24 protein-coding genes and 1 CRISPR repeat array are annotated in these 26,049 nt (G+C 36.7%); of the genes, 15 read left to right on the top strand and 9 right to left on the bottom strand.

Features of this window, described 5'->3' with window-relative positions; translation table 11 throughout:
• Positions 1 to 462 precede the first annotated feature (462 nt).
• From QM491_RS07275 to cas2, 4 genes are all read left to right on the top strand, one after another.
• A complete protein-coding gene (locus QM491_RS07275; protein WP_283326743.1) occupies positions 463 to 1,011 on the top strand; it encodes a transposase in 549 nt (182 codons plus the stop codon).
• A complete protein-coding gene (cas4, locus tag QM491_RS07270) occupies positions 1,008 to 1,547 on the top strand; it encodes a CRISPR-associated protein Cas4 (protein WP_283326741.1) in 540 nt (179 codons plus the stop codon). Before QM491_RS07275 ends, cas4 begins: the two co-directional genes overlap by 4 nt.
• A gap of 37 nt (positions 1,548 to 1,584) precedes the next feature.
• The gene (gene cas1b, locus QM491_RS07265; protein ID WP_283326740.1) at positions 1,585 to 2,589 is read left to right on the top strand and encodes a type I-B CRISPR-associated endonuclease Cas1b; all 1,005 of its coding nucleotides are present in this window, start codon (positions 1,585 to 1,587) and stop codon (positions 2,587 to 2,589) included.
• Positions 2,590 to 2,654: 65 nt separating this feature from the next.
• Positions 2,655 to 2,918 carry a CRISPR-associated endonuclease Cas2 gene (cas2, locus tag QM491_RS07260; RefSeq protein ID WP_095163372.1) on the top strand — a complete coding sequence of 88 codons (264 nt, stop codon included), beginning with the start codon at positions 2,655 to 2,657 and terminating at the stop codon, positions 2,916 to 2,918.
• Between the two features lie 215 nt (positions 2,919 to 3,133).
• Positions 3,134 to 3,567: a CRISPR direct-repeat array (repeat unit 30 nt; unit sequence ACCTTTAATCGTACCATGTAGGAATTGAAA).
• A 118-nt stretch (positions 3,568 to 3,685) separates the two neighbouring features.
• On the opposite strand, the gene QM491_RS07255 is transcribed toward cas2, so the two are convergent.
• The gene (locus tag QM491_RS07255; protein ID WP_283326737.1) at positions 3,686 to 5,050 is read right to left on the bottom strand and encodes a glycoside hydrolase family 28 protein; all 1,365 of its coding nucleotides are present in this window, start codon (positions 5,048 to 5,050) and stop codon (positions 3,686 to 3,688) included.
• A 181-nt stretch (positions 5,051 to 5,231) separates the two neighbouring features.
• Between QM491_RS07255 and QM491_RS07250 the strand changes: the two genes are divergently transcribed.
• The 3 genes from QM491_RS07250 (at position 5,232) to QM491_RS07240 (ending at position 8,319) form a co-directional block, all read left to right on the top strand.
• Positions 5,232 to 6,050, top strand: coding sequence for an oxidoreductase (locus QM491_RS07250; RefSeq protein WP_283326735.1), 819 nt, complete (start codon positions 5,232 to 5,234; stop codon positions 6,048 to 6,050).
• Between the two features lie 270 nt (positions 6,051 to 6,320).
• Entirely contained in the window at positions 6,321 to 7,334 is a 1,014-nt protein-coding gene (locus QM491_RS07245; RefSeq protein ID WP_283326734.1) for a zinc-binding alcohol dehydrogenase family protein, read from the top strand.
• A 94-nt stretch (positions 7,335 to 7,428) separates the two neighbouring features.
• Positions 7,429 to 8,319, top strand: coding sequence for a helix-turn-helix domain-containing protein (locus tag QM491_RS07240; protein ID WP_283326732.1), 891 nt, complete (start codon positions 7,429 to 7,431; stop codon positions 8,317 to 8,319).
• Positions 8,320 to 8,424: 105 nt separating this feature from the next.
• On the opposite strand, the gene QM491_RS07235 is transcribed toward QM491_RS07240, so the two are convergent.
• A complete protein-coding gene (locus tag QM491_RS07235) occupies positions 8,425 to 9,339 on the bottom strand; it encodes a ClpXP adapter SpxH family protein (RefSeq protein ID WP_283326730.1) in 915 nt (304 codons plus the stop codon).
• Positions 9,340 to 9,701: 362 nt separating this feature from the next.
• Between QM491_RS07235 and QM491_RS07230 the strand changes: the two genes are divergently transcribed.
• From QM491_RS07230 to QM491_RS07220, 3 genes are all read left to right on the top strand, one after another.
• Positions 9,702 to 10,010 (top strand): winged helix-turn-helix transcriptional regulator, encoded by a 309-nt coding sequence (locus QM491_RS07230; protein ID WP_283326728.1) that lies wholly within the window; start codon positions 9,702 to 9,704, stop codon positions 10,008 to 10,010.
• A gap of 157 nt (positions 10,011 to 10,167) precedes the next feature.
• Positions 10,168 to 10,395: a hypothetical protein gene (locus QM491_RS07225; protein WP_283326726.1), complete on the top strand. Its 228-nt coding sequence runs from the start codon at positions 10,168 to 10,170 to the stop codon at positions 10,393 to 10,395.
• Positions 10,396 to 10,548: 153 nt separating this feature from the next.
• Complete coding sequence (locus tag QM491_RS07220) at positions 10,549 to 11,481, top strand: arginase family protein (protein ID WP_283326724.1); 933 nt, start codon at positions 10,549 to 10,551, stop codon at positions 11,479 to 11,481.
• Between the two features lie 63 nt (positions 11,482 to 11,544).
• Here the strand turns inward: QM491_RS07220 and QM491_RS07215 are convergent, their stop codons facing one another.
• From QM491_RS07215 to QM491_RS07200, 4 genes are all read right to left on the bottom strand, one after another.
• Positions 11,545 to 12,156 carry a YiiX family permuted papain-like enzyme gene (locus QM491_RS07215; protein WP_283326722.1) on the bottom strand — a complete coding sequence of 204 codons (612 nt, stop codon included), beginning with the start codon at positions 12,154 to 12,156 and terminating at the stop codon, positions 11,545 to 11,547.
• Between the two features lie 151 nt (positions 12,157 to 12,307).
• Entirely contained in the window at positions 12,308 to 13,207 is a 900-nt protein-coding gene (locus QM491_RS07210; RefSeq protein ID WP_283326721.1) for a glycosyltransferase family 2 protein, read from the bottom strand.
• Between the two features lie 140 nt (positions 13,208 to 13,347).
• Positions 13,348 to 14,097, bottom strand: a complete 750-nt coding sequence (locus QM491_RS07205) for a LytR/AlgR family response regulator transcription factor (RefSeq protein WP_283326719.1) — start codon at positions 14,095 to 14,097, stop codon at positions 13,348 to 13,350.
• 170 nt (positions 14,098 to 14,267) lie between these two features.
• The gene (locus QM491_RS07200; protein WP_283326717.1) at positions 14,268 to 15,353 is read right to left on the bottom strand and encodes a sensor histidine kinase; all 1,086 of its coding nucleotides are present in this window, start codon (positions 15,351 to 15,353) and stop codon (positions 14,268 to 14,270) included.
• A 284-nt stretch (positions 15,354 to 15,637) separates the two neighbouring features.
• On the opposite strand from QM491_RS07200, the gene QM491_RS07195 reads away from it, so the two are divergent.
• From QM491_RS07195 to QM491_RS07175, 5 genes are all read left to right on the top strand, one after another.
• Positions 15,638 to 17,098 carry a CotH kinase family protein gene (locus tag QM491_RS07195; protein WP_283326715.1) on the top strand — a complete coding sequence of 487 codons (1,461 nt, stop codon included), beginning with the start codon at positions 15,638 to 15,640 and terminating at the stop codon, positions 17,096 to 17,098.
• A gap of 479 nt (positions 17,099 to 17,577) precedes the next feature.
• The gene (locus tag QM491_RS07190) at positions 17,578 to 18,063 is read left to right on the top strand and encodes a hypothetical protein (RefSeq protein ID WP_283326714.1); all 486 of its coding nucleotides are present in this window, start codon (positions 17,578 to 17,580) and stop codon (positions 18,061 to 18,063) included.
• Positions 18,053 to 18,862 (top strand): polyphosphate polymerase domain-containing protein, encoded by an 810-nt coding sequence (locus QM491_RS07185; protein WP_283326712.1) that lies wholly within the window; start codon positions 18,053 to 18,055, stop codon positions 18,860 to 18,862. The genes QM491_RS07190 and QM491_RS07185 overlap by 11 nt, the downstream gene beginning before the upstream one ends.
• The gene (locus QM491_RS07180) at positions 18,822 to 19,439 is read left to right on the top strand and encodes a DUF4956 domain-containing protein (protein ID WP_283326710.1); all 618 of its coding nucleotides are present in this window, start codon (positions 18,822 to 18,824) and stop codon (positions 19,437 to 19,439) included. Before QM491_RS07185 ends, QM491_RS07180 begins: the two co-directional genes overlap by 41 nt.
• Positions 19,440 to 19,509: 70 nt before the next feature.
• On the top strand, positions 19,510 to 20,163 hold the full coding sequence (locus tag QM491_RS07175) for a DUF2490 domain-containing protein (protein ID WP_283326708.1): 654 nt from the start codon (positions 19,510 to 19,512) through the stop codon (positions 20,161 to 20,163).
• Between the two features lie 66 nt (positions 20,164 to 20,229).
• Here the strand turns inward: QM491_RS07175 and dacB are convergent, their stop codons facing one another.
• The 3 genes from dacB to QM491_RS07160 all read right to left on the bottom strand — a co-directional run bounded on the left by dacB (position 20,230) and on the right by QM491_RS07160 (position 25,973).
• Entirely contained in the window at positions 20,230 to 21,708 is a 1,479-nt protein-coding gene (dacB, locus tag QM491_RS07170) for a D-alanyl-D-alanine carboxypeptidase/D-alanyl-D-alanine endopeptidase (RefSeq protein ID WP_283326706.1), read from the bottom strand.
• 290 nt (positions 21,709 to 21,998) lie between these two features.
• Positions 21,999 to 23,885, bottom strand: a complete 1,887-nt coding sequence (locus tag QM491_RS07165) for a CocE/NonD family hydrolase (RefSeq protein ID WP_283326704.1) — start codon at positions 23,883 to 23,885, stop codon at positions 21,999 to 22,001.
• Positions 23,886 to 24,095: 210 nt separating this feature from the next.
• Positions 24,096 to 25,973: a CocE/NonD family hydrolase gene (locus QM491_RS07160; RefSeq protein WP_310589551.1), complete on the bottom strand. Its 1,878-nt coding sequence runs from the start codon at positions 25,971 to 25,973 to the stop codon at positions 24,096 to 24,098.
• Positions 25,974 to 26,049: the final 76 nt, after the last annotated feature.

Raw genomic sequence — 26,049 nt, 5'->3', positions numbered from 1 at the left:
GTTTTTGAATTATAGCAGAGGACGTTTTCATATCTCTAGGTATCGAAATTCTTTAGACGTTACCTGTAACGTCTCTACGTTATATTTTGCGTAATTTTCGTATAGATAGGTTATTACTTGGTGGTGACGTTTTTGAATTATAGCAGAGGACGTTTTCATATCTCTAGGTATCGAAATTCTTTAGACGTTACCTGTAACGTCTCTACGTTATATTTTGCGTAATTTTCGTATAGATAGGTTATTACTTGATGGTGACGTTTTTGAATTATGATAGAGGACATTTTCATATATTTAAGCATCGATATTCTTTAAACGTTACCTGTAACGTCTCTACATTAGATTTTGCAGGGTCTTTGTGTGGATAAGTTATGTATGATTGTTATTCTATATCTCTAAACATCGATATTTTTAAACGTTACATATAACGTCCCTACGAGTTTTACATTTATAAATTTGGAAAATATGGCTTTATTCAAAAACAAATATCGGATAGAATCTACACGGCTAACTTCTTGGGATTATAATGGAGATGGAATGTATTTTGTTACTATTTGTACAAAAAATCGGGAGCATTTCTTTGGAGAATGTAAGGATAAAAAAATGAAATTATCTAGTATAGGAGCCTTGGTACAAGGATTTTGGTATCAAATTCCTAAGCATTTTCCTCATGTAACTTTAGGTGAATTTATAGTAATGCCTAATCATATTCATGGGATAATTGACATTGGTACACTGAGAGAACCTAAGGAAACGGCTGTCAATAATGTTAAAAAACAGACTATGTATTATCAATCTATTTCTCCTAAAGCAAGTGGTATTCCGGTAGTAATTCGTTCTTTCAAATCAGTATGCACCAAGCATATTAATGAGCTATTTCCTTCTTTGGGTTTTGCATGGCAAGAACGCTATTGGGAGCATATTATCAAGGATGCTGATAGTTTTCAAAAAATCTCTAACTATATTTATTCCAACCCTGAAAGTTGGGAAGATGACAAATTCTTTCTACCATGAACATCAATGCCACACTTATCAATTACTTTCACCTTTGTCATCGAAAACTTTGGCTTCATGCCAACGGTATTACGATGGAGCATACTTCTGATGTGGTTTATGAAGGTAAACTAATTGGAGAAGAGAGCTATCCACAGCGTGCTGAGAAAAACCAAGAATTAGAAATTTTGGCAGAGTTGGATGGTGGTATTCGAGCTTCGGCAAAGATAGACTTTTTTGATGCTCAAAAGGGCATTGTTCATGAGACTAAGAAGTCAGATGCGAAGGAAAGAGCCCATGTGGCACAGGTAAAATTTTACCTCTTTTTATTGAGAAAAAATGGTATTCCTGCGCATTATGGCATTATCGAGTATCCAAAACTTCGAACTACCGAACGAGTTGAATTGCTTGATGATGAAATGTCGGAGATTGAAAATTGGATAAAAGATGTTTCTGAGATTATTCACCGAGAAGTTTGTCCACCCAAACTTTCTATATCCAAATGCCGTTCATGTAGCTATTTTGATTTTTGTTGGTCTGGTGAAATAGAAGAATAACCTTGTTTGGACACCATAATATGAACCTTTTGACAACATGAAAAAATCCTATTACCTATTCAATCCTGGACGTATGAGTCGTAAGGATAATACGCTATACTTTACACCTATAGATGAGCATGGCAATGAAGGTCAAGTTCGCCCAATACCTGTTGAATCGGTAGATAATTTATACTGTTTTGGAAGTTTGGATGCCAATAGCGCTTTGTTTAATTTTATGGGTAAAAACCATATATCGGTACATTTTTTTGACTATTATGAGCACTACACTGGCTCGTTTATGTCTAAAGATTATCTGTTGGCAGGAAAAATGCAGGTAGAGCAAACCAAACACTATATTTCGGATAAAAAACGAATGGTTATTGCTCAAACTTTGATTAATGGAGCGGCGTTTAATATGAGTCGTAACTTAAAATATTACCAGAGTAGGGGTAAAGATCTTGCCAGTTCATTGGAACGTATAGAAAATTACGTTTCTTTGATTGAAACTGCCAAAAAGGTTGATGAATTAATGGGTATAGAAGGCAATATTCGTCAGGCGTATTATGATGCTTTTGATACGATAATCAATGATTTTGAGATGGGGAATCGTAGTAAGAAACCTCCCAAAAACGAAGTAAATGCCTTGATTTCATTTGGAAATATGATGTGTTATACGATGTGTTTGGATCAAATTTATCATACTCAATTGAACCCTACGATCAGTTTTTTGCATGAGCCAGGTGTTCGACGCTATTCTTTGGCATTGGATATTTCGGAAATATTCAAACCCTTGTTGGTAGATAGGACAATTTTTAGTGTTTTGAACAAAAAGCAAATTCAAGCAAACGATTTTCGGCAGGATACCAACAGATGTGTATTGAAAGACAGTGCCAAGAAGGTATTTGTTCAGGCATTCGACGAACGATTAAAAGAGACCTTCAAACATCGAACATTAGGACGTAACGTCAGTTACAAGCACCTAGTAAAATTGGAATGTTATAAACTCAGCAAACATATTTTGGGAATAGAGACTTACAAACCTTTTAAAATGATGTGGTAATATCAATTAGTGAGTTGTGAATGAGAGATTGAGTGAATATAATTATGAATTTAACCATCTTTTATATGTATGTAATTTTGGTGTATGATATGGGAGAAAAGCGAGTAAGCAAAATGATGAAACATTGCCGAAAGTATTTAAACTGGATTCAAAATTCGGTATTTGAGGGAGAAATTACGGAGGTAAAGTTGAAGGAGTTAGAGATAGGTGCACGAAAAATCATGAATGAAAATGAAGATAGTTTGATTATCTTTAAGAGCAGGAATGAGCGTTGGCTTGACAAGCAAATAATAGGAGTAGAGCGTATGAGTACGGATAATTTTTTATGACGTATAATGATATACGCAAGTCGTCGAGCCTAACAAAAGTTCATTGAAATACTGAAATTTTATCAATCAAAGAGATAGGTTTTTGAGTTAAGTTTCTGATAATCAATAGTCGTCGATGTACGGGGTAAATCTTATCATTACACATCGACGATTTTTTTCTAGTTTTTTCGATGAAAAAAGTGTTATTTTATCAAACCAAGGTCACTTTTTCAACGGCCTTTAATCGTACCATGTAGGAATTGAAACTTGATGTAGTAATAGTGATAGACTTTTGAGTTTTAGCCTTTAATCGTACCATGTAGGAATTGAAACGCAACTTTTAACTGATTGGTCTTTTCCATCTCAGCCTTTAATCGTACCATGTAGGAATTGAAATAAAACAAAATTAAAGTAGACGGCTCCAGTCTCGATGCTACCTTTAATCGTACCATGTAGGAATTGAAATAACACCTATATTTCAGCAGCAGAAACAGAGCTTTACAACCTTTAATCGTACCATGTAGGAATTGAAACAGAAATATTTGAAGCGGAAAAACCTGTGTATATGTACCTTTAATCGTACCATGTAGGAATTGAAACCCTGAACATGGCGACGGTGAGTTGTTGTCCCATTTCAGCCCCCTTTAATCGTGCCATGTAGCAATTGAAACGAGGCAAATAACCTTTCGTAGCTTGCATAAAAGTTATCCTTTAATTGTACCTCTTCAGAATGGAAAAAAATCCCCGCAGATTTCATTTTCTCTGGTCGTTTGCGGGGATTTGATGCTTTATTCGGATTTGAAATTTGTTACATTTTCATGAATTGAGGCTTGGTCGATTACTTTGATGGCTTTTACCGATTTGAGTCGGACGTTTTCTATTGGTAATTCTTTTTGCCCTAGGATTCTCGAAATAAATTTAACCTCTGTTGCTTGTACGTTATCCAAAAATACATTTTTGATAGGAGTAAGCCTTTTTTCAAAAGTCTGTACGAGATTCCGCCATTGGTATAGTATATCTGTTTCAATTCCTAAAATACCTTGGTCGATTTTCCCTGATTTTATATTTTCTACATAAATGTTATCGACATATCCGCCCATTCTTTCATTGGTCTTGATAAATAACAAATGAAAGAGCTTCGCACCGTCTACTACTTCGCAGTTTTGTATCCAAACATTCTCGATGCCTCCCGATAATTCACTTCCTATGGCTACTAGTTGATGTCCATTTTTGACTAAACAATTTCTAATAATGATATTCTTTGAGGGTGTTTTTAATCTCCATCCTTCTGGATTTCGTCCAGATTTGATAGCAATGGCATCATCGCCTTGATCAAAAACACAGTTTTCTATCAATACATTTTGACTCATTTCGGGGTCTACGCCATCGTTATTGTGTCCATGGGCATACACATTTACTTTACGAATACTTACGTTTTTACACAGATATGGATGTATGGTCCAAAAGGGGCTATTCTGAATCGAAATGCCTTCGAGTAATACATTCTCGCAACGATTAAATTGTATAAATTGTGGGCGTAAATGTGCGGTGTCGTTTACCATTTGGCGCTGAATAACAGGTGTATAACTGATTCCTTGTAGATACAAACGCTTGATGCTTTCCATGTGTGGCTTTGGTCGGGCAAACCAAATTTTCCATGTACCCATTTGTGCTTTTACTTCCCCTTCTCCTGTAATTGCTACGTTTTTGCACTGATAGGCATAAATTAGGGGCGAATAGTTATAACATTCCATGCCTTCCCAAGTGCTGTGTACTGCTGGTAAATAGTCTGTTGGATTACCCGAAAATAAAAGTGTTGCCCCTTTTTCTAGATGTAAATTGACATTGCTCTTCAAATGAATTTTGCCTGTCAGCCATTCTCCTGCGGGTACCATAACCGTGCCTCCTCCTAATTTATTTGCTTTTGTGATGGCTTTTGAGATAGCTAGAGTTGTTTTTTCTTGATTTCCTTTTTCTGCACCAAAATCGATAATTGATAATTTGGGAGATTTACTAAAATTAGGAGCCGTTACCTTGACTGTACCAAAAGGAGCTTTGATAGTTGTAGTCGTAAAGGTAATTGGATTGTTTTTTTTGAAACTACAAAAAAGGAATATCATCAAGAATGCAATCGTGTTTTTTAGGAATGTCATATCATTGGGATTTATTTTGGACGAAAATAATATCTCCTGAGTAGGCAAGCGTCCTGTTGCATAATGTTCTACTTCTGATTATGATGCTACGTAAAAATGTATCATATCTTCGGAATTCTGTATAAGCCTTAGCACAACTTCACCTTGTAATTTTGTCCTATCAAACTAAACAATTATTCTTATGTCAAAAGTAATTCTTATTACAGGCGCTTCTCGTGGATTCGGGAAAATTTGGGCAAAGGCTCTTTTAGAACAAGGTCATAAAATAGTAGCTACAGCACGCAATACACATGATTTGAATGACTTGGTGGAGTCTTTCGGTTCGCAAATTTTACCTTTGCCTTTAGATGTCACCAATCGTGAACAGGTATTGGATACAGTTGCAAAAGCAAACGAACATTTTGGTCGTATCGACGTCCTTATCAACAATGCGGGATATGGTCTTTTTGGGGCTGTCGAAGAAACGACTGAAGCTGAAGCTCGCCAACAAATGGAGGTAAACTTCTTTGGACTATTATGGGTTACTCAGGCGGTATTGCCTTATATGCGTGCCCAACAGTCGGGACATATTATTCAGGTTTCGAGTGTTTTAGGCTTATTCACTTTACCAACGCTTGGTTTGTATAATGCATCAAAATTTGCGGTTGAAGGCTTAAGCGAAACGTTAGCTACAGAAGTAAAAGCCTTTGGAATTCATGTTACCTTGATTGAGCCTAATGGTTTTTCTACTGATTGGGCAGGAGCTTCTGCCGCACAAACACAGGAAATCCCAGCTTATGACGCCTTAAAAACGGCTTTCAGAAATGGCAGTACTCCCGATAGTTATGGTAAGCCTGAAGCGACTGTTGAGCCTGTACTCAATTTGATTGCTTCGCCTGAACCTCCTTTAAGATTGATTTTAGGAAAAGTGGGCTATCCAATTGTAAAATCTGTGTACGAACAGCGACTTGCTTCTTGGGAAGAAAATAAAGAAATTAGTGCCAAAGCACATGGACATTAAGTATTAGTGCTGAATAAAATTGCAATATTTCGCAATAGGCTGTATGCAGTAGGCATTAGGCAAGCACAAAGCTTCTATTATTTTATGAAAAATACTTTTTAACTTTTAGCCTACGGTATAAAACCTAGAGCTTATAGCGGGTAAAATTATTTTGATTTTACCCGCTACCTTAAGAGTACCAAGTTTAAATAGCTTATAGTTAATTTTACCAGCGTTTCAATGTTTATAGCGATTCTTATTTTCTCTAATTTTTTATAAAAATCATCAAAAATGAAAGCCATCGGATTCAAAACCTCATTGCCTATATCGTCTCAAGAAAGTTTTATTGAGTTTGAAACGCCAACACCTAATCCGTCAGGACGAGACCTGTTGGTGAAAATTCAAGCAGTATCTGTAAATCCTGTAGATACTAAAATCCGTCAAAATGCAGTAAAAGACACTGTTTTAGAGAATCCCAAAATTATCGGTTGGGATGCTGTCGGTATCGTCAAAGCTGTAGGTGAGGAGGTATCTTTATTCAATGTGGGAGACGAGGTTTATTATGCAGGAGATATCACTCGTGCTGGAAGTAATGCTGAATATCAGTTAGTTGATGAAAGAATTGTTGGCAAGAAACCTACGTCTCTTTCTATTGAAGCTTCGGCTGCCATACCATTGACTGCTCTTACGTCTTGGGAAACCTTGTTTGACCGTATGCGTTTAAGCTCAGAAAAAGATAAGGGTAAAACTCTTTTGATTATTGGGGGGGCTGGAGGTGTTGGTTCTATTGCAATTCAGCTTGCAAAAAAAATATTAGGTCTAACCGTAATTGCTACGGCCTCGCGACCTGAAACGATAGAATGGTGTAAAAAAATGGGTGCCGATGTGGTTGTAAATCACAAAGATTTGGTCAATGAGGTGCGTCAAGCAGGTTTTCATTTTGTTGATTTTATTTATGATGCTGTAGATATCAATGGTTATTGGGATGCCGTTGTCGAACTCATTAAACCTCAAGGACATATCAATTCCATTACAGGAAGTGGTACGCCCATTTTGTTGAACAAATTGAAAAGTAAAAGCGTGACTTTTTCTTGGGAGTTTATGTACACTCGCTCAACTTTCCAGACCGAAGATATGATCGAACAACATCATATTTTGAATAGAGTTTCCGCTTTGTTAGAGGAGGGAACCTTGATTTCGACTCATAATAGTACTCTTACAGGGCTAAGTGCTGAAACCTTCAAAAATGCACATGCCCAATTAGAGTCGGGAACTACTATCGGGAAATTGGTGGTTAAATATTAGTGCGGCATTGTGGAATACTTTAATCCACTAATTCAAGACTTGGTCTCATTATCAATATTTTACAAGATATATTTCTTGGTAAAGTCAAAACATTATGGAACATTACAAAACTATCACCGAGTTGCATGAGCGTAGTGGTTATCCGCTTCCTGAGCATCCTATGATAAGCTTGCTGACTTGCCAGGAGCTTTCGACATGCTCATGGGGCAATAGTAAGTTTACGGCTGATTTTTACATGATAGCGCTCAAAAAAATCAAATCGGGTACTTTTTTGTATGGCAAAACCAAATATGACCACGATAATGGGTCTATGTCTTTTGTGAAGCCACGACAGGTTTTAGAAATCAATAATGTTGAACTTTCCGAAAAAGCCTTTGTGATTTATGTCCATGAAGATTATTTGTTGGGGCATCCTATGCACGATGAAATCAAAAAATATGGCTATTTCGATTATGAAATCAACGAGGCTTTACACCTTTCGCCAAGTGAGGAGTTGATTATGTGGGAATTGTATGAAAAAATTGGCGTTGAATATCGAAACAACCAAGATGAATTTAGCAAGGATATTATCTTGGCACATCTTGACTCGATTCTTAAATATGCACAGCGTTTTTACAAAAGGCAATTTATCAATCGTACTCAGTTGTCGGGAGGAACAGTTTCGAGGTTTCAGAAAATATTAAGAATGTATTTTGAAAGTGGTAAAATACAACAATTTGGTTTACCTTCTGTTCATGCCATTGCCACTGAACTTCATACTTCTGCTCGTTATTTGAGTGATTTATTAAAGCAAGAAACAGGAAAAACGGCTCTAGAACATATCCATATTTTCTTGATTGATGAAGCCAAAAACCTTTTACTAGGTACAGACAAAACCATTGCCGAAACAGCCTATCAGCTAGGTTTTGAAAACCCTCCTTATTTTTCCAGATTATTCAAAAAAGAGGTAGGACTTACTCCAGTGGAGTTTCGCTTGAAAGGATAGGTAGGTTAATGAAAGTTTCGTAGGTGCGATAGACTTCAAGATAGTCTGTCGCACCTACGGAACTTTTACAGCTTTTATAGAGGGTAACAAATTCAGCCCTCATACTTATTTCACTCTCCAGATACTTCCATTTTTAGTAGTATGCTGCTTGAGTTTCCCTTCTTGCGTTAACTGCTTTAGCAACGTTTCACTTTCTTGACGAGATTTTCCACTCAATTCAGTAAACTCTCTAGCAGTGAGCGTTGGATACTTAGCAAATAAAGCTTCCCAAGATTTATCATAACTCTCCTTGAAAGCTGCTGGAGCTAAACTACTGATGCTATTTTCAAATACAGCGTACGGTCTAAAACCATAAATAAGTTGCGTATTGTTGAGGCTATTATTGACATGTAATGTAGGAAAACCTCTTACACCCATTTTTCTAGCTAGCATCAAATCCTCTTTGAAAAGCTCTGTTGCTTTTCCTGCATAATCTTGCTGAATTTTGTCTGCATCCAAACCTACTTCAATAGCTGCCGTCTTAATTTGATTCCAGTCTGCAATGTTTTTCTTTTCCAGAAAAACCATTTCACGCATTCTCCTCATAAACTTTTGAGCTTTTGCGTCGTCTTGTAACTGCGCAGCTTTGAATGCAATCGACGGAGGGTAGGATGAAGATAAAGGGTTTTCTAACCAAACATCACCATCTATTGGCATATCGTAATACTGACTTACCTCATCCCAGTGGTGTGCCACATCAGAAGGCTTGCTAATACCACCGCTGTTATAACTCCAATCGGGCAAAAGCCCACCCATACGATATTCGATTTCAACATACTTACCATATTCAAGCTTTAGCTTACGAAGTTGGGGCTCGATACCCCAGCAAGATGAACAAATTGGGTCAGTGAAATAGATAATCTTAATTAACTTTTTTTGCTGGAATTGATAGTCAAAATCACTAGTTGTAGACGAAGTATCAATCTCACAAACTCCTGTTTCGGGATCGCACAGAAGTGGATTCGATTTAGAATCTTTCATAGAATTTTTCTTTTGTGCTTGGCTAGTATATCCACCAAGACTGTTTAACAAGGCAATAATTATTAAGTTTTTAAAGAGAGAGTTCATTTAATAATAGGGTAAAATTGTACTACAAAAAGAAATTGGTTTTTAGCTTAGGATATTGCTTTTAGTATTAAATACACGAAATTTTTGAAGTCTGGTCGTTATTATTTTTGCAAAAAAACTCGTTATGACTCATTACAACATTCTACTTATTAGAACAATAAACTACACCCAACACTAGTTACCATTTTGTTTATTAACAAATATCATGTACTCCTACGGGTAATTATCAGTAAATTTGGGCACCAAATTTTGTATAAACAAGAGGTCAAAAAAACATGACTACTAAAAATCAAGCCGAAAACACTTGTCCTGCCGAAGGATTATTAAAGATATTGTCAGGAAAATGGAAGCCTCAGCTTTTCCGTTTTGCGGTAAATGGTGCTATTCGTTTCAATACCTTATTGAGAGATATTGAGGGGGCCAACAAGCAGTCATTGGCAACTGCACTCAAAGAATTAGAATCTGAAGGTATTTTACACAAAGTCATTATTAGTGAAAAACCACTCCATATAGAATATAATCTCTCCGAAAAAGGGCTTTCTCTTGTCCCCATCTTTCAGCAACTCGAAGGAATCGTAAAATAGCCTTGTCTATTATTTTTAGATAAATATTTTTCATTTTTGAATAAAAAAAGTATTCAAATTGTTTGATTGTCGTAAAAAACCATTACTTTTGTCATAAATAACCTCGCAAAATAATTTATTTGTCTATATTTTTACGTAAAAAATAAAAAACGTGATTATGTCGACTGCTCTAAACCAAGTAGAAATATTTCGGACAGAGGTTAGTTGTCCGAAGACCGCCGCCCAATTGCTTCAGCGTTTGCATGAAGTTTTTCCGAATGATAAGTTCAATTTCGATTTAGAGGATTGTGATAGGATTTTGAGAGTTGATAGTCCTCACTTAGAAATAGAAGCCATACCTAAGCATTTGCAATCTTGGGGGTATTTCTGTGAATGGATTGAATAGTGATTATTTGACAAACAATGAATTGATTTCACCGATAGCAGTCTCAGTGCTGGATTAAGTATTGTTTTACTTAAAATCGGTTTGCTACTATTGTTCTGTTCTTAAGCTCAATTGAATTGATTACTTTGTTCCATATAAAACGATATAAGGCTTATGAAACCCCTTATTATCATTGAATCACCCTCTAATCTGGGTCTGAAAGAGTCTGCCCAAGGAAAAGAGCCAGGTGTAAATAAACTGCCTCAGCATTTGAAAAAGCATGGTTTGTATGACAAGCTTAACCCTGCTCAAGTTATTCATTTGGCTGCTCCTGCATATAGTTCACAACTTGATGAGGCTTCGGGCGTGCTCAATGCCTACAAGATAGTTGAGTATGCTAAAGTACAGGCACAAGAACTCAAAAGAGTTATAGCAACAGATTCATTTCCTGTTGTTATTGGAGGTGATTGTAGTATTCTGATAGGCAATGCCTTGGCGCTGAAAGAATTAGGCAATTACGGTTTGATGTATTTGGATGGACACACAGATTTTGTGCTACCTTCTATGTCTCAAACTGGCGGAGCCGCTGGGATGGACTTGGCCATTGTGACGGGACATGGCCATCATAAGCTAACCAATATTCATCAGTTAGAGCCATATTTTGAAGAAGAAAATGTTTGGTGTATAGGTAATAGATGTTGGGACCCCGAATACGTGGGTCTCATACAATCTTCGCAGATTGAATATGTGCCGTTGTCACACCTCCGTGAGATGGGAATAGATACCTTACTTTCTCTATTTTTTATGCATATAGAAGCAAAAAAATGGGATGGTTTCTGGATTCATCTCGATGTCGATGTATTAGATCATAAAGTAATGCCAGCCGTCGATAGCCCCCAACAGGGAGGAATGTCGTACGATGAGCTTCGAGAACTTTTGATACCCTTGATGGCACATCCGAAGGTGGCAGGCATACAACTTACCATATTAGACCCAACCCTTGACCCTTATGGCATATATGCCCAAAGGTTGATTGATAATCTTGTAAAAATCTTAAGTCCCATTTTCAGAGAGGTAAAAGACCACGATGAAATAATGAGATTTTGACCTTAGTTTAACCTCTAAACTTCTCTACTATACTATTAGTTAACTTGGACCCTACACCTATTTTTAATTTCGTTCTACCTCAATAAGTTGAGAATCATCAAAAATGCTCGCTGGAGAAATAACTTTTTCGTTGAGCGGAATTGTTTTTCCATATCTTTCTTTTAGTTTTTCTCTCACCACTTCGTTGTCTAAGTCAAAATCTTTTAATCTTTGAAGTTTTCCAATTTCGATATTGGCGCCACGCTTATAAATTTTCCAAATAAGTTCGGAGCAGTAAATACGCTGGTCGTCCCAACCAAAGTAGATATCATACTTTTTACCTCGAAGTTTTTCACCCTCTTTTTGCATAGAGACTAATACTTTTGGCGAAAGAATGCTTTGGGCATTTTTGAGCCTTTTTATCACATAGTGGTGGTTTTCACCTCTTGCTATCCATTCTTTGAGGGGAGTAAGCTTGACAGGTTGTACTGCTTCAAATACGAAATACTCATTCCCTTTTTGATAAATAATACCACAATGCGAATACTGAGATTGTGTAGCTAGCTGAATGGCTTTGCTTTGAGCCGAAAGAGAAATTTGAAAAATAATATCACCATTTTTGTAGGCTTTTGTAGAGGAATCACAGCTTCCCAAAGTAAAAAATAGAGCAGAACAAAGGCTATAAATCACTTTCATGATAGAAAATTATTGATTTACAGAAAATTAAAACAAAAAGCCGAAAAATGTACATTTTTCGGCTTTTTGTTAGGTAAAAAAGATTTTAATATAGGTAAAGGTCTCGTGTTTTCGTCAAATGATATTTGAGCGGTTATGATTACAATAAAATCTAAGCATGCAAACTTGCTGATACACGCTTAAATAAATTCTTAACTTTTGCAGCCGCATTATCGACTGGTTCGGTGAGCATGCCATGGAATTCTTCCCCTTTGTGTAAAAAATGCGTCATAACATATCCCGATGTCATTCCCCATTTTTGGATAAAAGTAAAATATCCTTTGTTTTTCTTTACGCGTCCTGTCGAGCGACCTGAGAAATGATATACTTTACTTTCGCCAACGCCCTTGAATAATCGAATGCCCATTTTCCAAAGTTTCATCGAAAAATCAGGGTCTGAATACATGCCAGGATGAAACTCAACGCTGTATCCGCCAACTGCATTCCAAATATCACGATGTACAATATTGGGCGGCCAAGTAGCACCAGTCCAATCTGGTTTTTTGAAAGTTTGGTATTCTTTCAAAAGTTTAGCTTCATTAAACGACTTCAAATCTGTCCCATAATCATGATGAATGACACAATTGTTATTGGTATTATAAGGTTCAATCATAGTTGCCGACAAGAAAAAATAGGGATGTCCAATCGCTTTGATTTCTTCCGAAATCGCTTTATCCCAGTCTGGACACACATACATATCGTCGTTCATGTATAAAATATAATCGGTGGTTGCCTGTTGGGCAGCATAGTTCAGAGCGTAACAAATACCAATATTATTTGCACTGTAGGTATAATCAATATCAGATTGCTCACGAACCCAGTCCAGTGTTCCGTCTTTGCCTTCGTTGACATGTACGATAATCTGGTGGTCGAATTGTGAATTTTTTCGGATACTTTCAACACAAAGCTTCAAATAAGGTAAGTTGTTCCAAGAAGGAATTAAAATTGAAAATCGCTTCTCGCTATCCACTTCAGGGTAGTTTCTTTCTTGTAAGGTATTGATAAAGCTCATGGAAATTAGGAGTTGGGCAGTAAAACTTTGATTGCTCAAAAACTTAGACACAAAACCTACCTAGAACGTTGTCTACACATCTTCACTTTGTGACGAATTATCTAGAATTATCGACAAACTCATTAAAAATAAGTATCAAACTATCGAAGTTGCCCCTGATAAATCTCTTCAAATGCTGGCAAAAATCTACTTCCTACGGGAACCTCTACACGACCAATTTCGATTTTAGATTTTTGGAAAGCCGTAATTTTTTGTAAAGAAACAATGTAAGAATTGTGTACTCTACAAAAAAATTGAGCAGGAAGCCTTCCTTCCATAGCCTTCAAATTTGAACGGGTAAGGATAGGTTTATTGTCATTTACTGTAAAGATTTTCACATAGTCTTTAAGACCTTCTACAAATAAAATATCTTGATAAAATAGCTTAATCTTCTTATAATCAGCATTAATTACAACATAGTCTATTTCTGGTGTGTGGGTTTCAGCTACCTCTTTGTGACGTAATGTGTACAGTTCATAGGCTTTGTTGGTGGCTCTCAAAAATCTGTCAAACGGAATTGGTTTGAGCAAATAATCAATCACATTGAGGTCATATCCTTCCATGGCGTATTGCTGATAGGCAGTGGTAAAAATAACCATTGGAGGCTGAATTAAGCTTCGTAAAAATTGTGTGCCAGTGAGCGTTGGCATCTGAATGTCTAAAAAGACCAAATCAATTTGTCCTGAATTAATCAATTCCCAAGCTTCAAATGGACTAGAAAAAGTATTTACGAGTTCCAAATATGGTACTTTCTGAATATCGTCGGCAATCATTTCTAAAGCAAATGGCTCGTCATCTATTGCGATACACTTTAGTTTAGTGGGATAGTCAGATTGAGTTGATGGTTTCATAAAATTCATAAAGGTTGATGGATTTTAAGCGATTACGAATAAAGGTAAATTAGATTACAAATAGGGGAGAGAGCCGAAGATAGTCTTATCTTGGTATGAAGCCGTGTATTATTATTGGTTAAAAGTAAGCTAAATCGCTTTGATTTTAGTCATCACCTTGGCGCTGGTGATTATAGTTGTATATGTACTTCAACGATGAAAAGACCGTTTTCTGTTATTTTTAATACATGTTTTTCAGGATAATGTAAAGCCAAGCGTTTTTTTACATTCTGTAAACCTATGCCTGTCTTGTCTTCTTCTGTAAAATTGTGGTCAAAATTACGGTTTTCAGTAATAAAACTTAGAGTGTTATTTTCTACAGAAAGTTTAATCAAAATATGCGATTCTTCTATACTGTGTAGCCCATATTTAAAAGCATTTTCGACCAATGGTATAAATAACAGTGGCTCAATAGCGTATAGGTGTATAGGCCCTTCGTACGAAAACTCGGCTGAGTTCTTGCCAGAGATACGCATTTTTTGTAATTCAATATAATTTTGAAGATAGTCAATCTCTTGTGAAAGAGGTACCTTATCACTTTCTGATTGATACAACATATATCTCAATAGCTGCGAAAGCTTTACGATGGCATCTTCTGTATTTTCAGCTTTTTTGCGGGCCAACCAACGAATATTATTAAGCGTATTGAACAAAAAATGAGGACTCACCTGGAGTTTTAAAACGGCTAATTCTGCGGCTACTTTTTCTAACAAAATTTGCTGTTGTAGGTCATGGTTTCGCAAACGCTCTTGCCATAATGCCAAGGAAGTACTAAAAATAATCGAGAAAAAATAGGTCAAGGTAGCATTCATTAATTGCGGAAATGGCAAGAACATCCTTGGTGGACGAGGCATATTATTAGGCCTGTTTTTCCATTCCGACGGAGGCATCTTGGGCATTCCCATATCAAAGCCGTGCATTTTGAGAAAATAATGAGACCATAGCCAATGCAAAGCCAATATGATGATAAAGCCTAAAATTATATAAACAGAAAAAATATCACCTCGTTTTTTCATCAAAAACTTAGGAACAAGTACCAATAAATTGATATAAAAGGCGGCCATTAATGCCAAATTATTGAAGCATTGAACCGTAAAAAATCGACTAAACTCAGGACGATTATAAAAACTATTGGGCATCACGAGCACTGGTAAAAAGAAAACCAACGACCACCCTACAATGTGAAATACCAACTGATATTTTTCGAATACTTTCATGCTTTTCAAGTATGTGCTATTATAACAAAGTGTTGAACTAACGTAAGAAAATCCCAAAACTACGCCAACTGTCTATCAAGAACGCCTTTGTGTAGATAAACGCTCGAGCATTAGACTTTTCTACAAATAAACATTCTATATCTATCATCCAATACCTTATGAATTTATTCACAGATTATTTGTATAGTTTTGAAAAACAGTTGTTTATGCCTTCGTTGTTGCCATATCTAATTACGCGAACAGAAGGAAAATAGATTATCTAAACATTTCAATTTGAATAAATTATGAAAAGAACACTTGCATGTGTGTTGTTGCCTTTGCTTGTATTGGGCAACTTTTCATGGGGAGGAGCTCAAGTTTCGTCTACACCAGATTACGCCAAGGTTTTTCCACAAAACCAACTAAACAAAATCACTATTTCTATTTCGAAAGCAGATTGGGATAGTATCAAAATAGACATGAAGGAAAAGTTTAAAACCGATTTTGGCAAATCTCCATTTCCTCGCATGGGACCACCCAATGGCGAACGCCCCAATCAGCAGGGTTTTCCACCAACGTCACAAGATGGCAAACTATCAGAAAGATTTCCACCCCAGCGTGGAGGAGATGGCGAAATGATGCCTCCTCCAATTGGGACAACAGAAGACCCTAGATACGTTGCTTGCCAAGTAGAATTTGAGGGAAAAAAATGGAATAATATAGGTTTTAGACTCAAAGGTAATTCGAGCTTAATGAGCTCGTGGGGTGCAGGAGTATATAAAATGCCCTTTAGATTAGATTTTGATAAATATGAAAAATCGGATTTATATGGTTTTCATGAACTATCGATGTCTCCCGCTTTTCATGATAATTCATTGATTCGTGAAAAACTAGCAAGCGACATTTACCGACAAGCGGGCATTCCAACGGCTCAGACGGCTTTTTATGAGGTATATCTCGACTATGGCGATGGCGTACAATATGCAGGGGTGTACACTATGGTAGAGGTGATTGATGATACCATGATACAGTCACAATTTGGTAGCTCAACAGGGAATATTTATAAACCCGAATCAACTTTTCAGCGATTCAGGGAGAAAGAATTCGAGAAAAAGAACTTTAAAAAAGAGAAGAAATTTCAAGATGTTCAGGCATTTGTTTCGGCTCTCAACGATTCAAGCAGAATCAAGGCACCTGCCCAATGGCGTTCAAATCTTGAAAAAACTTTTGACATCAATCACTTTATCAAATGGTTGGCAATCAATACCGCTATGACCAATTGGGACACTTATGGGGCAATGGCTCATAATTTTTATTTGTACAATGCGCCAAATCGTGGCTTGGTCTGGATTCCTTGGGATAACAATGAAGCAATTTCGACCAACGACAAGCCCAATTTTCCTACACCTGAAGGTATGCCAGAGCCACCCAAAAATTTTAGAATGCCCAATAGAGGTTTGTCTTTATCATTGAAGGATTGCCCCAAACATTTCGTTTTGATTACATACATCGCACAAGATCCCGTGTATTATGCTAAATACTTGAAAGAAATAGCTGCTTTTAGGAAAAATGATTGGAAAGCTACAAAACTGACCAAACAAATCGATGATTATTCATTTTTGGTAAAACAGGCTGCCAGTAAAGAAAAAGCACCTTATTCGAACTTGACAAATGAGAAAAGCTTTGAGGAAGGAATTCAAAGTTTGCGGAAGCAAATTGTGAAAAGAGCCACTGAAATAGACCAGTTTTTAGCAGAAAAGCCTTGATGAAAATAAACCAACCTAAAGACTTGATAAATTTTACGGATGTTATCAATTGTCGAAACTTAAAGGATTTATGTAGATAAATGGCGTTTTTAAACTAAAAAACGCCATTTTTTGCATAAAATTCATGTTAAGAAATGTTAAAGTCTACAGATAAAAAGGCAATTTCTACACTCTAACATCACCATAGTCGAGGTCTCAAAATTTCTTCCGTGATTTGTAAAGGATTTCAATGGACGCTAATATTTATAACGAAAACGAAGTTCATAAATAGTCAATGGAGATTGTGTATATTTGAGTAAAGTACATTGATAATACGCGGAATAGTTTTAGAAGGATAGATATTATTTAGAATCTTTTTTAATAAGCAGGCAACAGTTTCCTAGAATAGTCAGTCATGATAGATAAAAGAGAGACCAAATACAACGAATAATATTGTAAAATCTTTTATGTACCAATATAAAATCTCTAAATTTTATACAATGAAGCAATTCACCATTGTCGTACTTCTTTCCGTTTTGACACTTTCTGCTTTTGCACAAAGTAAAAAAGAGGTAAAGAAAAATAAGATTAAAACTGTCACCGAACAAATTACAGAATATGTAGGAGGCAAAGAAGTTACGCGCAACGACAGTTATAAAAAGTTTAATAAACAAGGTGAAGTATTAGAGGAGATAGAATATGATAAAACAGGAAAGCTCAAGCGTAAAGTGCTTTCAAAATACAATGAGTTTGACGATAAAGTAGAGGAGACTATAGTCGACGCCAACAATCATCAAGTGGAACGAGAAGTGTACAAATATGATTCTTTCAAAGAAAAATCAGAAGTACTTCATTACAATGAGCGCAATGAGTTAGATAGCAAGTCGGTATATACTATCAATGGCAACGGACTGAAGACTGAAAAGAAGACCTATGATGCGAAGGGTAAATTAATTCAAATCAAAAAGTATTCGTATGGTTTCTGAGACGTTTATGCAGGATGTTCAAATCCAAGCAAGCTTGTTTGAGCCAATTACCTTAGCCCAAATGGATGGGGTGAAATTGATGGATCGTATAGATGTAAAGTATTTGATTCCCTTGGCTTTATTGTCTGATATTCTTCGAGAAGCACAGCCTTATTACAAGATTTTGGAAATAGAAGATAATCGTCTTTGTAACTACAAAACCTTGTATTATGATACAGATGATTTGGCACTTTACAAAGCCCATCAAAATGGTTTATTGAATCGCTACAAGGTTCGTGCTCGTAATTATGTGGAATCGAGTTTGTCTTTTTTTGAAATAAAGTATAAAAACAATAAAGGGAGAACCAAAAAAACTCGAATTCGACAGCCTGAAATTACAGATTTTTTGGAAGAGAGTAGTGCAGATTTTTTACAAAAAACTACGCAAAATATAATCCCTGAATCTCTAAAAGGCATTCTTTGGGTCAATTATCAACGTATTACTTTGGTAAGCAAAGTTGGTTCAGAACGCTTGACCATAGACTTAAATCTGACATTTGAATTTGAAGAGCAGCAAAAGGTATATGCAGCGATGGTAATTGCGGAGGTAAAACAAGAAAAATTGGGACAATCATCTTTTATCGACCTCATGCGCAAGTATCGACTCAAGCAGGGTGGAATCAGCAAATATTGTTTTGGAATCATCAGTTTATACCACCAAATCAAGCAAAACAAGTTTAAAAAACATTTAAGAAGAGTTTCAAAAATATTGGCGCACCATGACCATCTTGCAACAACTAACCTCACCACAAGTTACTGAGAGTTTTCAGTGGATAGACAAATTACCAGCCAAGTTCTTTATCAGAATGGGAATAGACTTACTCTCTGTTTTGGTATTGATTAGATTGATTTATTATAAAAATTATCGCCGTGCAGATCTGTTTTTAACCTTTTTTGTATTCAATATTATCATCTTTTTATTGACCTATATGCTCAATAAAGTGGTAATGTCGATGGGTGCAGCTTTTGGGTTGTTTGCGGTGTTTTCGATGCTAAGGTATCGAACCGAAGGGATTTCAGCGAAGAATATGACCTATTTGTTTATGGTGATAGCCATAGGGTTGATTTCGGCAGTGAGTAAAGGTGGTTGGGATGAATTATCGGTATTGAATGGATTGATTTTATTTGTTACATGGTTGCTCGAAAGTGGCTTAATCATGCGGAAGGAATACTCGAAGGTCGTTATGTATGAGCGTATTGAGTTGATTACGCCTGATAAACAAGAAGAGCTTTTGCAAGATTTAAGAACACGTACAGGCTTAGCCGTTCATAGAGTCGAAATCCACGAAATAGACTTTCTGAAAGATGCTACCAGAATGACGATTTTTTATCATTAGCAGAAAATATACATTTATAACATATAATTCAGCATTATCACCTAATCAGCCAACCACATATAAGTTTAATATGAAAAAAATCCTTTTACCCTTGCTTCTTATATCTGGAAAGATGTTGGGGCAGGAAACAGATATTCGTTCGTGGACGGGAGTGTCGTTAGAGAAAAAGCTAAATAAACATATTAGTCTCAATGCCAATTTGCAGGTTAGAACAACGGATAATTTTACAGCGGTTGGTTCTTACGTAGGAGAGTTTGGATTAGGATATAAAATCAATAAACACTGGGAGGTTTCAGCTTATTATCGATTTTCGAAAAGACAAAAATGGGATAAAAGCGAAGATGCCTATATCTACAAACCTTTTCATCGGTTTTATGCCAATATTGATTATGATAGAAAAATTTCCATTTTCAAATTGAGTTACCGACTTCGTTATCAAGACCAATTTAAGGATACAGATACAGGGTTGGAAGAAACAAAGAGTTATTTAAGAAACAAAATTGAGTTAGCCTATCCAAATAAAACAAGATTTACGCCGTCTATTTCGGCTGACTTTTTTTACAAAATTGGAGAGGACTTCGACCAAATAAGATATAAGGCAGGCGTTGATTATATCGTAAACAAACGCAATAGTGTGGGACTCACATTTTTTAGAGATTATGCTCTCGTGCCTACCGACCTCGATGTTTATACCATTGGGTTAACTTACAAGTTAAAATTGTAGTAAACGGACTATACGTGATTAGCAAAAAGTTTGTGCGAGCAATGTCTCTGGCACAAACTTTTTCTTTTATAGGTCAGTCAACATAATTATGAGTTTTTCCAGCTCCTTGGTAGCGTTGCCGTAGTTAGAATCATATTTATTGAAAATAATCGAAAAACAGTATAACTCACCATTAGAAGCCGTAAAATAGCCAGCATAAGCCCTTACGCCTTCAATAGAACCACTTTTGGCATGGATATTTCCAGCGGCTTTACTTTTCTTGGCAAGGTTGGCAACCGTGCCCGATACCCCAACTACTGGAATGGATTCATAATAAGAATTGAAGCTTTTTTCAGTAGTCATAATCGACAAAACATCGGTCATAATATCGGTAGTAACGGCATTGCTAGGAGATAAGCCACTTCCATCTTTCATTTTCAATCCTTGCATATTCAACCCTTTGGCTCGCCAAATTTGCTCAAAACCTTTTACTGCATCGCTCGTGCCATTACCCATATTGAGTAATACCGAAGGCGTTTTCAAAAAAGCCTCCGCATACAAGTTGATGCTTTGATAATTACATGCTTTCACTAATTCTTTCAAACTAGGAGAGTTTTGTGTAGCAATAGTCATCGTACCGTTGGGTTTGCTATGTGTTAAATAGCGTTTGTCTAATTCCAAGGTAGAGGTTGGCCCTTCTTGAATTTGAATACCCAACTCCTCACATTTTTTGCCCAATGCAAAAGCCATGTAAAAGGCAGGGTCAGGAATAGATCCTTTTACTGAAAAACTGCTGCCTTGAGGCACAAAACCTTCCATCAATACCGCATCTTGATAGGGCGTAGAATAAATCATGACTTGGTCGCCCGTACCAGCTCGGTCGGTTAGGACTTTATTGATTTTGGTTAAATAGGGTAGGTCAGGGGCAGTTTTGACGAATCCTGCTGATTCCATATAACCTTTTGGTTGAAAGGTCACCCAAAATAGGTTTTCATTGATATTCAATCCATAACAGCCCGCACCATAATAATTACCCATATCGCCCCAAATCCAAGTGCTAGGAATCACGTTGGCGTTAAAGAAACTCGCATCTCCCATGATTCTGCCATTGATTTTTTTGATACCCAATGCTTTTACTTTACTCGCCCAAGTATCCAACAATTGTTTGTAATCTGGCTGATTTTTGAATCTCCAACTGCCTAAAGAAGGGTCACCATTGCCTTTGATGTAGATGTTGCCGTTCAGTACACTGTCGACAATACTTCCACTGTATTCCAAGGTGGTTTGGTACATAAAAGAATCACCCAAAGTCATTAAGGCGGTTGCTGTAGAGAGCAACTTCATCGTGGAGGCAGGAGCAAGGCTTTTTTTAGCTTGAAAAGAAATAACATTTTTCCCCGTTTTGGCAGATTTTACGCTCATACCAACCATACCTGTTTGTAAAAACTGGGAATTACTCAAGCTGTCCAATCTGCGATTGACTTGGGTTTGCCATTTGAGCGTTAGACTATCAGTGTTTTGTAAGGAAAATAACCAATGGGTTAGTAGTAAGGCAAGTAGTTTCATAAATCAAGGGTAAGGGTGGTTCTAGTAATCACAGAGGAGAGTGGAGTCTCCTCTGTAAAATGAATGCTGAATTAGGATTGTACGAAAGTTTTTATTTTGTTCAAAATAGTTCTTATTCATAGTTTTTGAGGTGTAGTTGCAACCCTTGTGATTGCCATTTTGAATGTGGTAACTGCAAGAGTTACCACTACACCAATTCTATTTTAATGATCAAGCTCAAACTTTGTACAATACTAATGCTGAATTGAGATAAGGATAATTCACAATTCACAACTCAAAATTCTAAATTATTACTTCAGTATCTCAACTTCTATCGCACTGCTGTTGTACACTTTGTGAGTAGCTTTAATAAAATCTGAAGCATCTGCTTTGTAGATATTGTCAACGAATTTTTGAGGATTAATATCAAACAAAGGGAAAACTGTAGATTGTACCTGAATCATAATTTTATGACCTTTTTTGAAAGTATGCAATACATCTTGCAAGCGGAAAGTCACATCAGTAATTTGGTTAGGAACTAATGGCTCTGGTTTTGAAAAACTATTTCTGAAACGGCTACGCATAATCTCACTTCTCACCATTTGTTGGTAACCTGCCAGAGTAATATGTTTAGGAGTATATGGGGTATTTTGTTCATCGCCAGGATATACATCTACCAACTTCACAAACCAGTCAGCATCTGTGCCAGTTGTAGCTACCTTAAGTTTCGCTAAAATCTCACCACCTAATGTAACATCATCTGTCAAAATATCTGTTTCAAAAGTCAATACATCTGTTCTACGACCTGCAAAACGTTGGTCTTCGCTCATGTATGCACGCGGGGTAAAACCAAAAAGTTGCTTGTTGTCTTCGGTGTATGGCACAGGTTTGTTTGGGTCAGACACAAATTCAGAATACCCGTCTGAAGTGATTTTGTCAGTCAGTTTTCCAGAATTACTCAAGTAGAAATTCACTTTCTGAGCTGTTTTTACAGGCCATTCTTTAAATTCTTGCCATTGTTTTTTACCTGTGTCGAACAAATACGCTTCTGGCAAATCTGATTTACCATCGCCTGCACCTTTCAAGAAATGCTTGAAGAATTTTAACTCAATATTTCTTTGGAAAAATGTAGCTATGCTATCCCCAAAATATACATTTGAGTGCATGTGATGACCTCTTTCTCTTGCCCAATCTCCATGTCCAAATGGACCCATTACGATGGTATTGTAGATATTCTGGTTGTTTTTTTCTACGTTTTTATAAATTGTCAAAGGTCCGTACAAATCCTCAGCATCATACCAGCCACCAACAACCATAATCGCAGGAGCGTTTTTGATGTTTTTCAAATGAGGAATGATACTACGCTTTTGCCAAAACTCATCATAGTTTGGATGGTCTACGTGCTCTTGCCAGAAAAAGTTATCCTTGTAATTTGCCCCAAGATTTTTTAAAGGTGTTTGCGTTTTGTACCAATCAAATCCGTCCTGTGTATTTCTTTTTGGAAACAAATCATCATACCATGACTCAGATGTTGGTTTTGGATGCTGAACACCAAACACAGGAAACGTCAATCCATAACCAATCGTAAATGCACCATTATGATGGAAATCATCAAAGAAGAAATCTGAAACTGGGGCTTGTGGTGAAGAAGCCTTAAGCGCTGGGTGACCACAAAGAGCACCTGCAATCGTGTAAAAACCTGGGTAGGATATACCATATTGCCCTACACGACCATTGTTGTTAGGAATATTCTTGACTAACCAATCAATCGTATCATAGGTGTCTGAAGCCTCATTTACGTCTGTTTTGGCTTTTTTATTGGCAATATGTGGTGTCATATTTGTCCAAGTACCCTCTGACATCCAACGACCACGTACATCTTGCTCTACAAAAATGAATTTTTCACGCATCATGTGGCGAGAGTAATATAGCATTTGTGGATAGTCATCTTTGCCATAAGGAGCTACATCATAACAAGTACGCTGCATGACGATAGGATACTTATTGTTAGCAGAGGCATCTTTGGGAACATATACATTGGTGAAAAGCTTAACGCCATCACGCATGGAGATTTGGTATTGGTATTTCACATAGTTTTCACGCACAAAAGCCGAGTCTTGTTGAGCAACGGACAAATTTTGAGCAGAAATTTTGGTGAAACCAACCAACAAGCTCAATAAAAGGAAGAGTTTTTTCATGTTTTAGGAGTGTTGATTCAGATTTGTTTTTTGTTAAAATTAAAACAAAGAATCGGTTTTCATGAGAATACAGTGTGTTTTTTAGCTGAAATAAGCATGAATGATAGATTAATAATCAAATAAAAAAGCGTCACAACTTGGTATAAAATCCATATTGGAAGTTTATACAAGCTTGTGACGCTTAGCATAATCCATATCAGAGATAGGTTTTTAATTCTTCAAAACACCAAAAGTTATAAATGAAGGATAAGCTTTTTGGTGATACACTTTTTGGGTGGCTTTTTGATAATCACTTTCTTTTGCTTCGAAAATATTTACAAATTTTTGAGGATTTCTATCAGCCCAAGGAAAACATGAACTCTGGATTTGTACCATGATTTTATGACCCTTTTTGAACGTATGTAATACATCTTGAAGCTCTAATTTTACTTCCGTTGGTTTACCTGGGACAAATGCTTCTGGTTTTGTAAAGTCGTTACGATACTTTCCTCTAATAATCTCACTACGAATCAGTTGTTGGTAACCACCATATACCACATCAGGATGCGCTGGGTCATTAGGTGTATCGTTTGGATATACGTCAATAACTTTAACTACCCAGTCGGCATCAGTTCCTGATGTTGAAACCTTCAGATTTGCTAGGATATTACCCACCATTGTCAAATCGTCTTTGAGCGTATCCGTTTCAAAACTAATCACATCTGGACGCTGGTAGGCAAATCGTTGGTCTTCCACCATATATTCAGCAGAAAAGCCATCATTGATTTTGCCAGAAAATGGTACAGGGCGACTAGGGTCAGATATATAACTCGTTACGCCGTTTTCGTTTTGAGGTCTCGTAAAACCTAATTTTCCGCCATTTTGTAAATACAAGACTGTTTCTTGTGCATTTTTTGCAGGATATGTATCAAAGCTTCTCCATTGATTACTACCTGTTTCGAACAAGGTAGCCTCGGCTAAACTCAAAGGTAAAGATTCGTCTATGAGGTAATGATTGAAGAAAGGGCTTTCAATTTTTTCCTGATAATATAAAGACGTTTTTGACCCAAATTCAACATCTGCCAATGATTGTCCTGAAGCACCTGCCCATCCTCCATGAACCCAAGGACCCACCACAAAGCGAATATCATTGTTAGGAGATTGTTTCTCCATGGCTTGATAAGTCTTGAATGTTCCGTACAAATCTTGCTCATCGTACCAACCTCCAACTACTAAAACCGCATGTTTGATATTCTGTAAATGTGGCAAAATATTGCGTTTTTGCCAATGCTCATCAAAATTAGGGTGGTCAAAATTTTCATGAAAGTACTCATTACGCTTTTTGTAATATTGATCTTCTGCATTACGAGTCGGACCCATTTTCAAGTAAAAATCATAACCATCTGGACTGTCAAACGAGAAATACGGTGCAGGACGATTTTTAGTCGGTTGTGTTTGAGCTTGGAAAAAGTTATAAAAGCCAAAATTAGCTCCCAACATAAATGCACCTAAATGAAAGGCATCATCACGCCACAAATCTGCCATTGGTGCTTGTGGAGAGGAGGCCTTTAAAGCAGGATGTTGCGACACCGAACCAGCCGAAGTAAAAAAGCCAGGGTAGGAGATACCCCATTGACCGACTTTGCCATTATTGTTTGGAATATTTTTGGTTAACCAGTCGATGGTATCATACGTATCCGTGGATTCATCAATATCTTTCTCTGACGATTTTTTATCAAGATGTGGCGTCATTTCAATAAATTTTCCTTCTGAAGCCCAACGACCACGTACATCTTGATAAACCACAATATAATTTTCACGAATCATAAACGGATTAGGTCCTATTCGCTTTTTGAATTTGTCCGTACCATAAGGGTTGCAAGAATAGGGTGTTCTTTGCATGATAATAGGGTGCAGCTTTGATTTGTCTTTGGGTGCATACACCTGTGTGAAAAGCTGAACACCATCACGCATTTTGACCATGAATTCAGATTTGACATAATTGTTTCGAATATACGCCGAATCCTGAGCAACAGAATACTGATAGGTTGATTGTGCTTTTACAAAAAAAGATAAAAAGCAAAAGAGGTAGATAAGTGAATTTCTCATAAGCATATCATTAAGTAGCGTTACAAAGTATTTTTCAAAGTTAGGAGAAAAAGAGAAAAGGCACAAAGTTGAATAA

Source organism: Flectobacillus longus (assembly GCF_030056705.1).
Taxonomy (GTDB): Bacteria; Bacteroidota; Bacteroidia; order Cytophagales; family Spirosomataceae; genus Flectobacillus; species Flectobacillus longus.
This window is presented reverse-complemented; position numbering and strand designations above follow the sequence as displayed.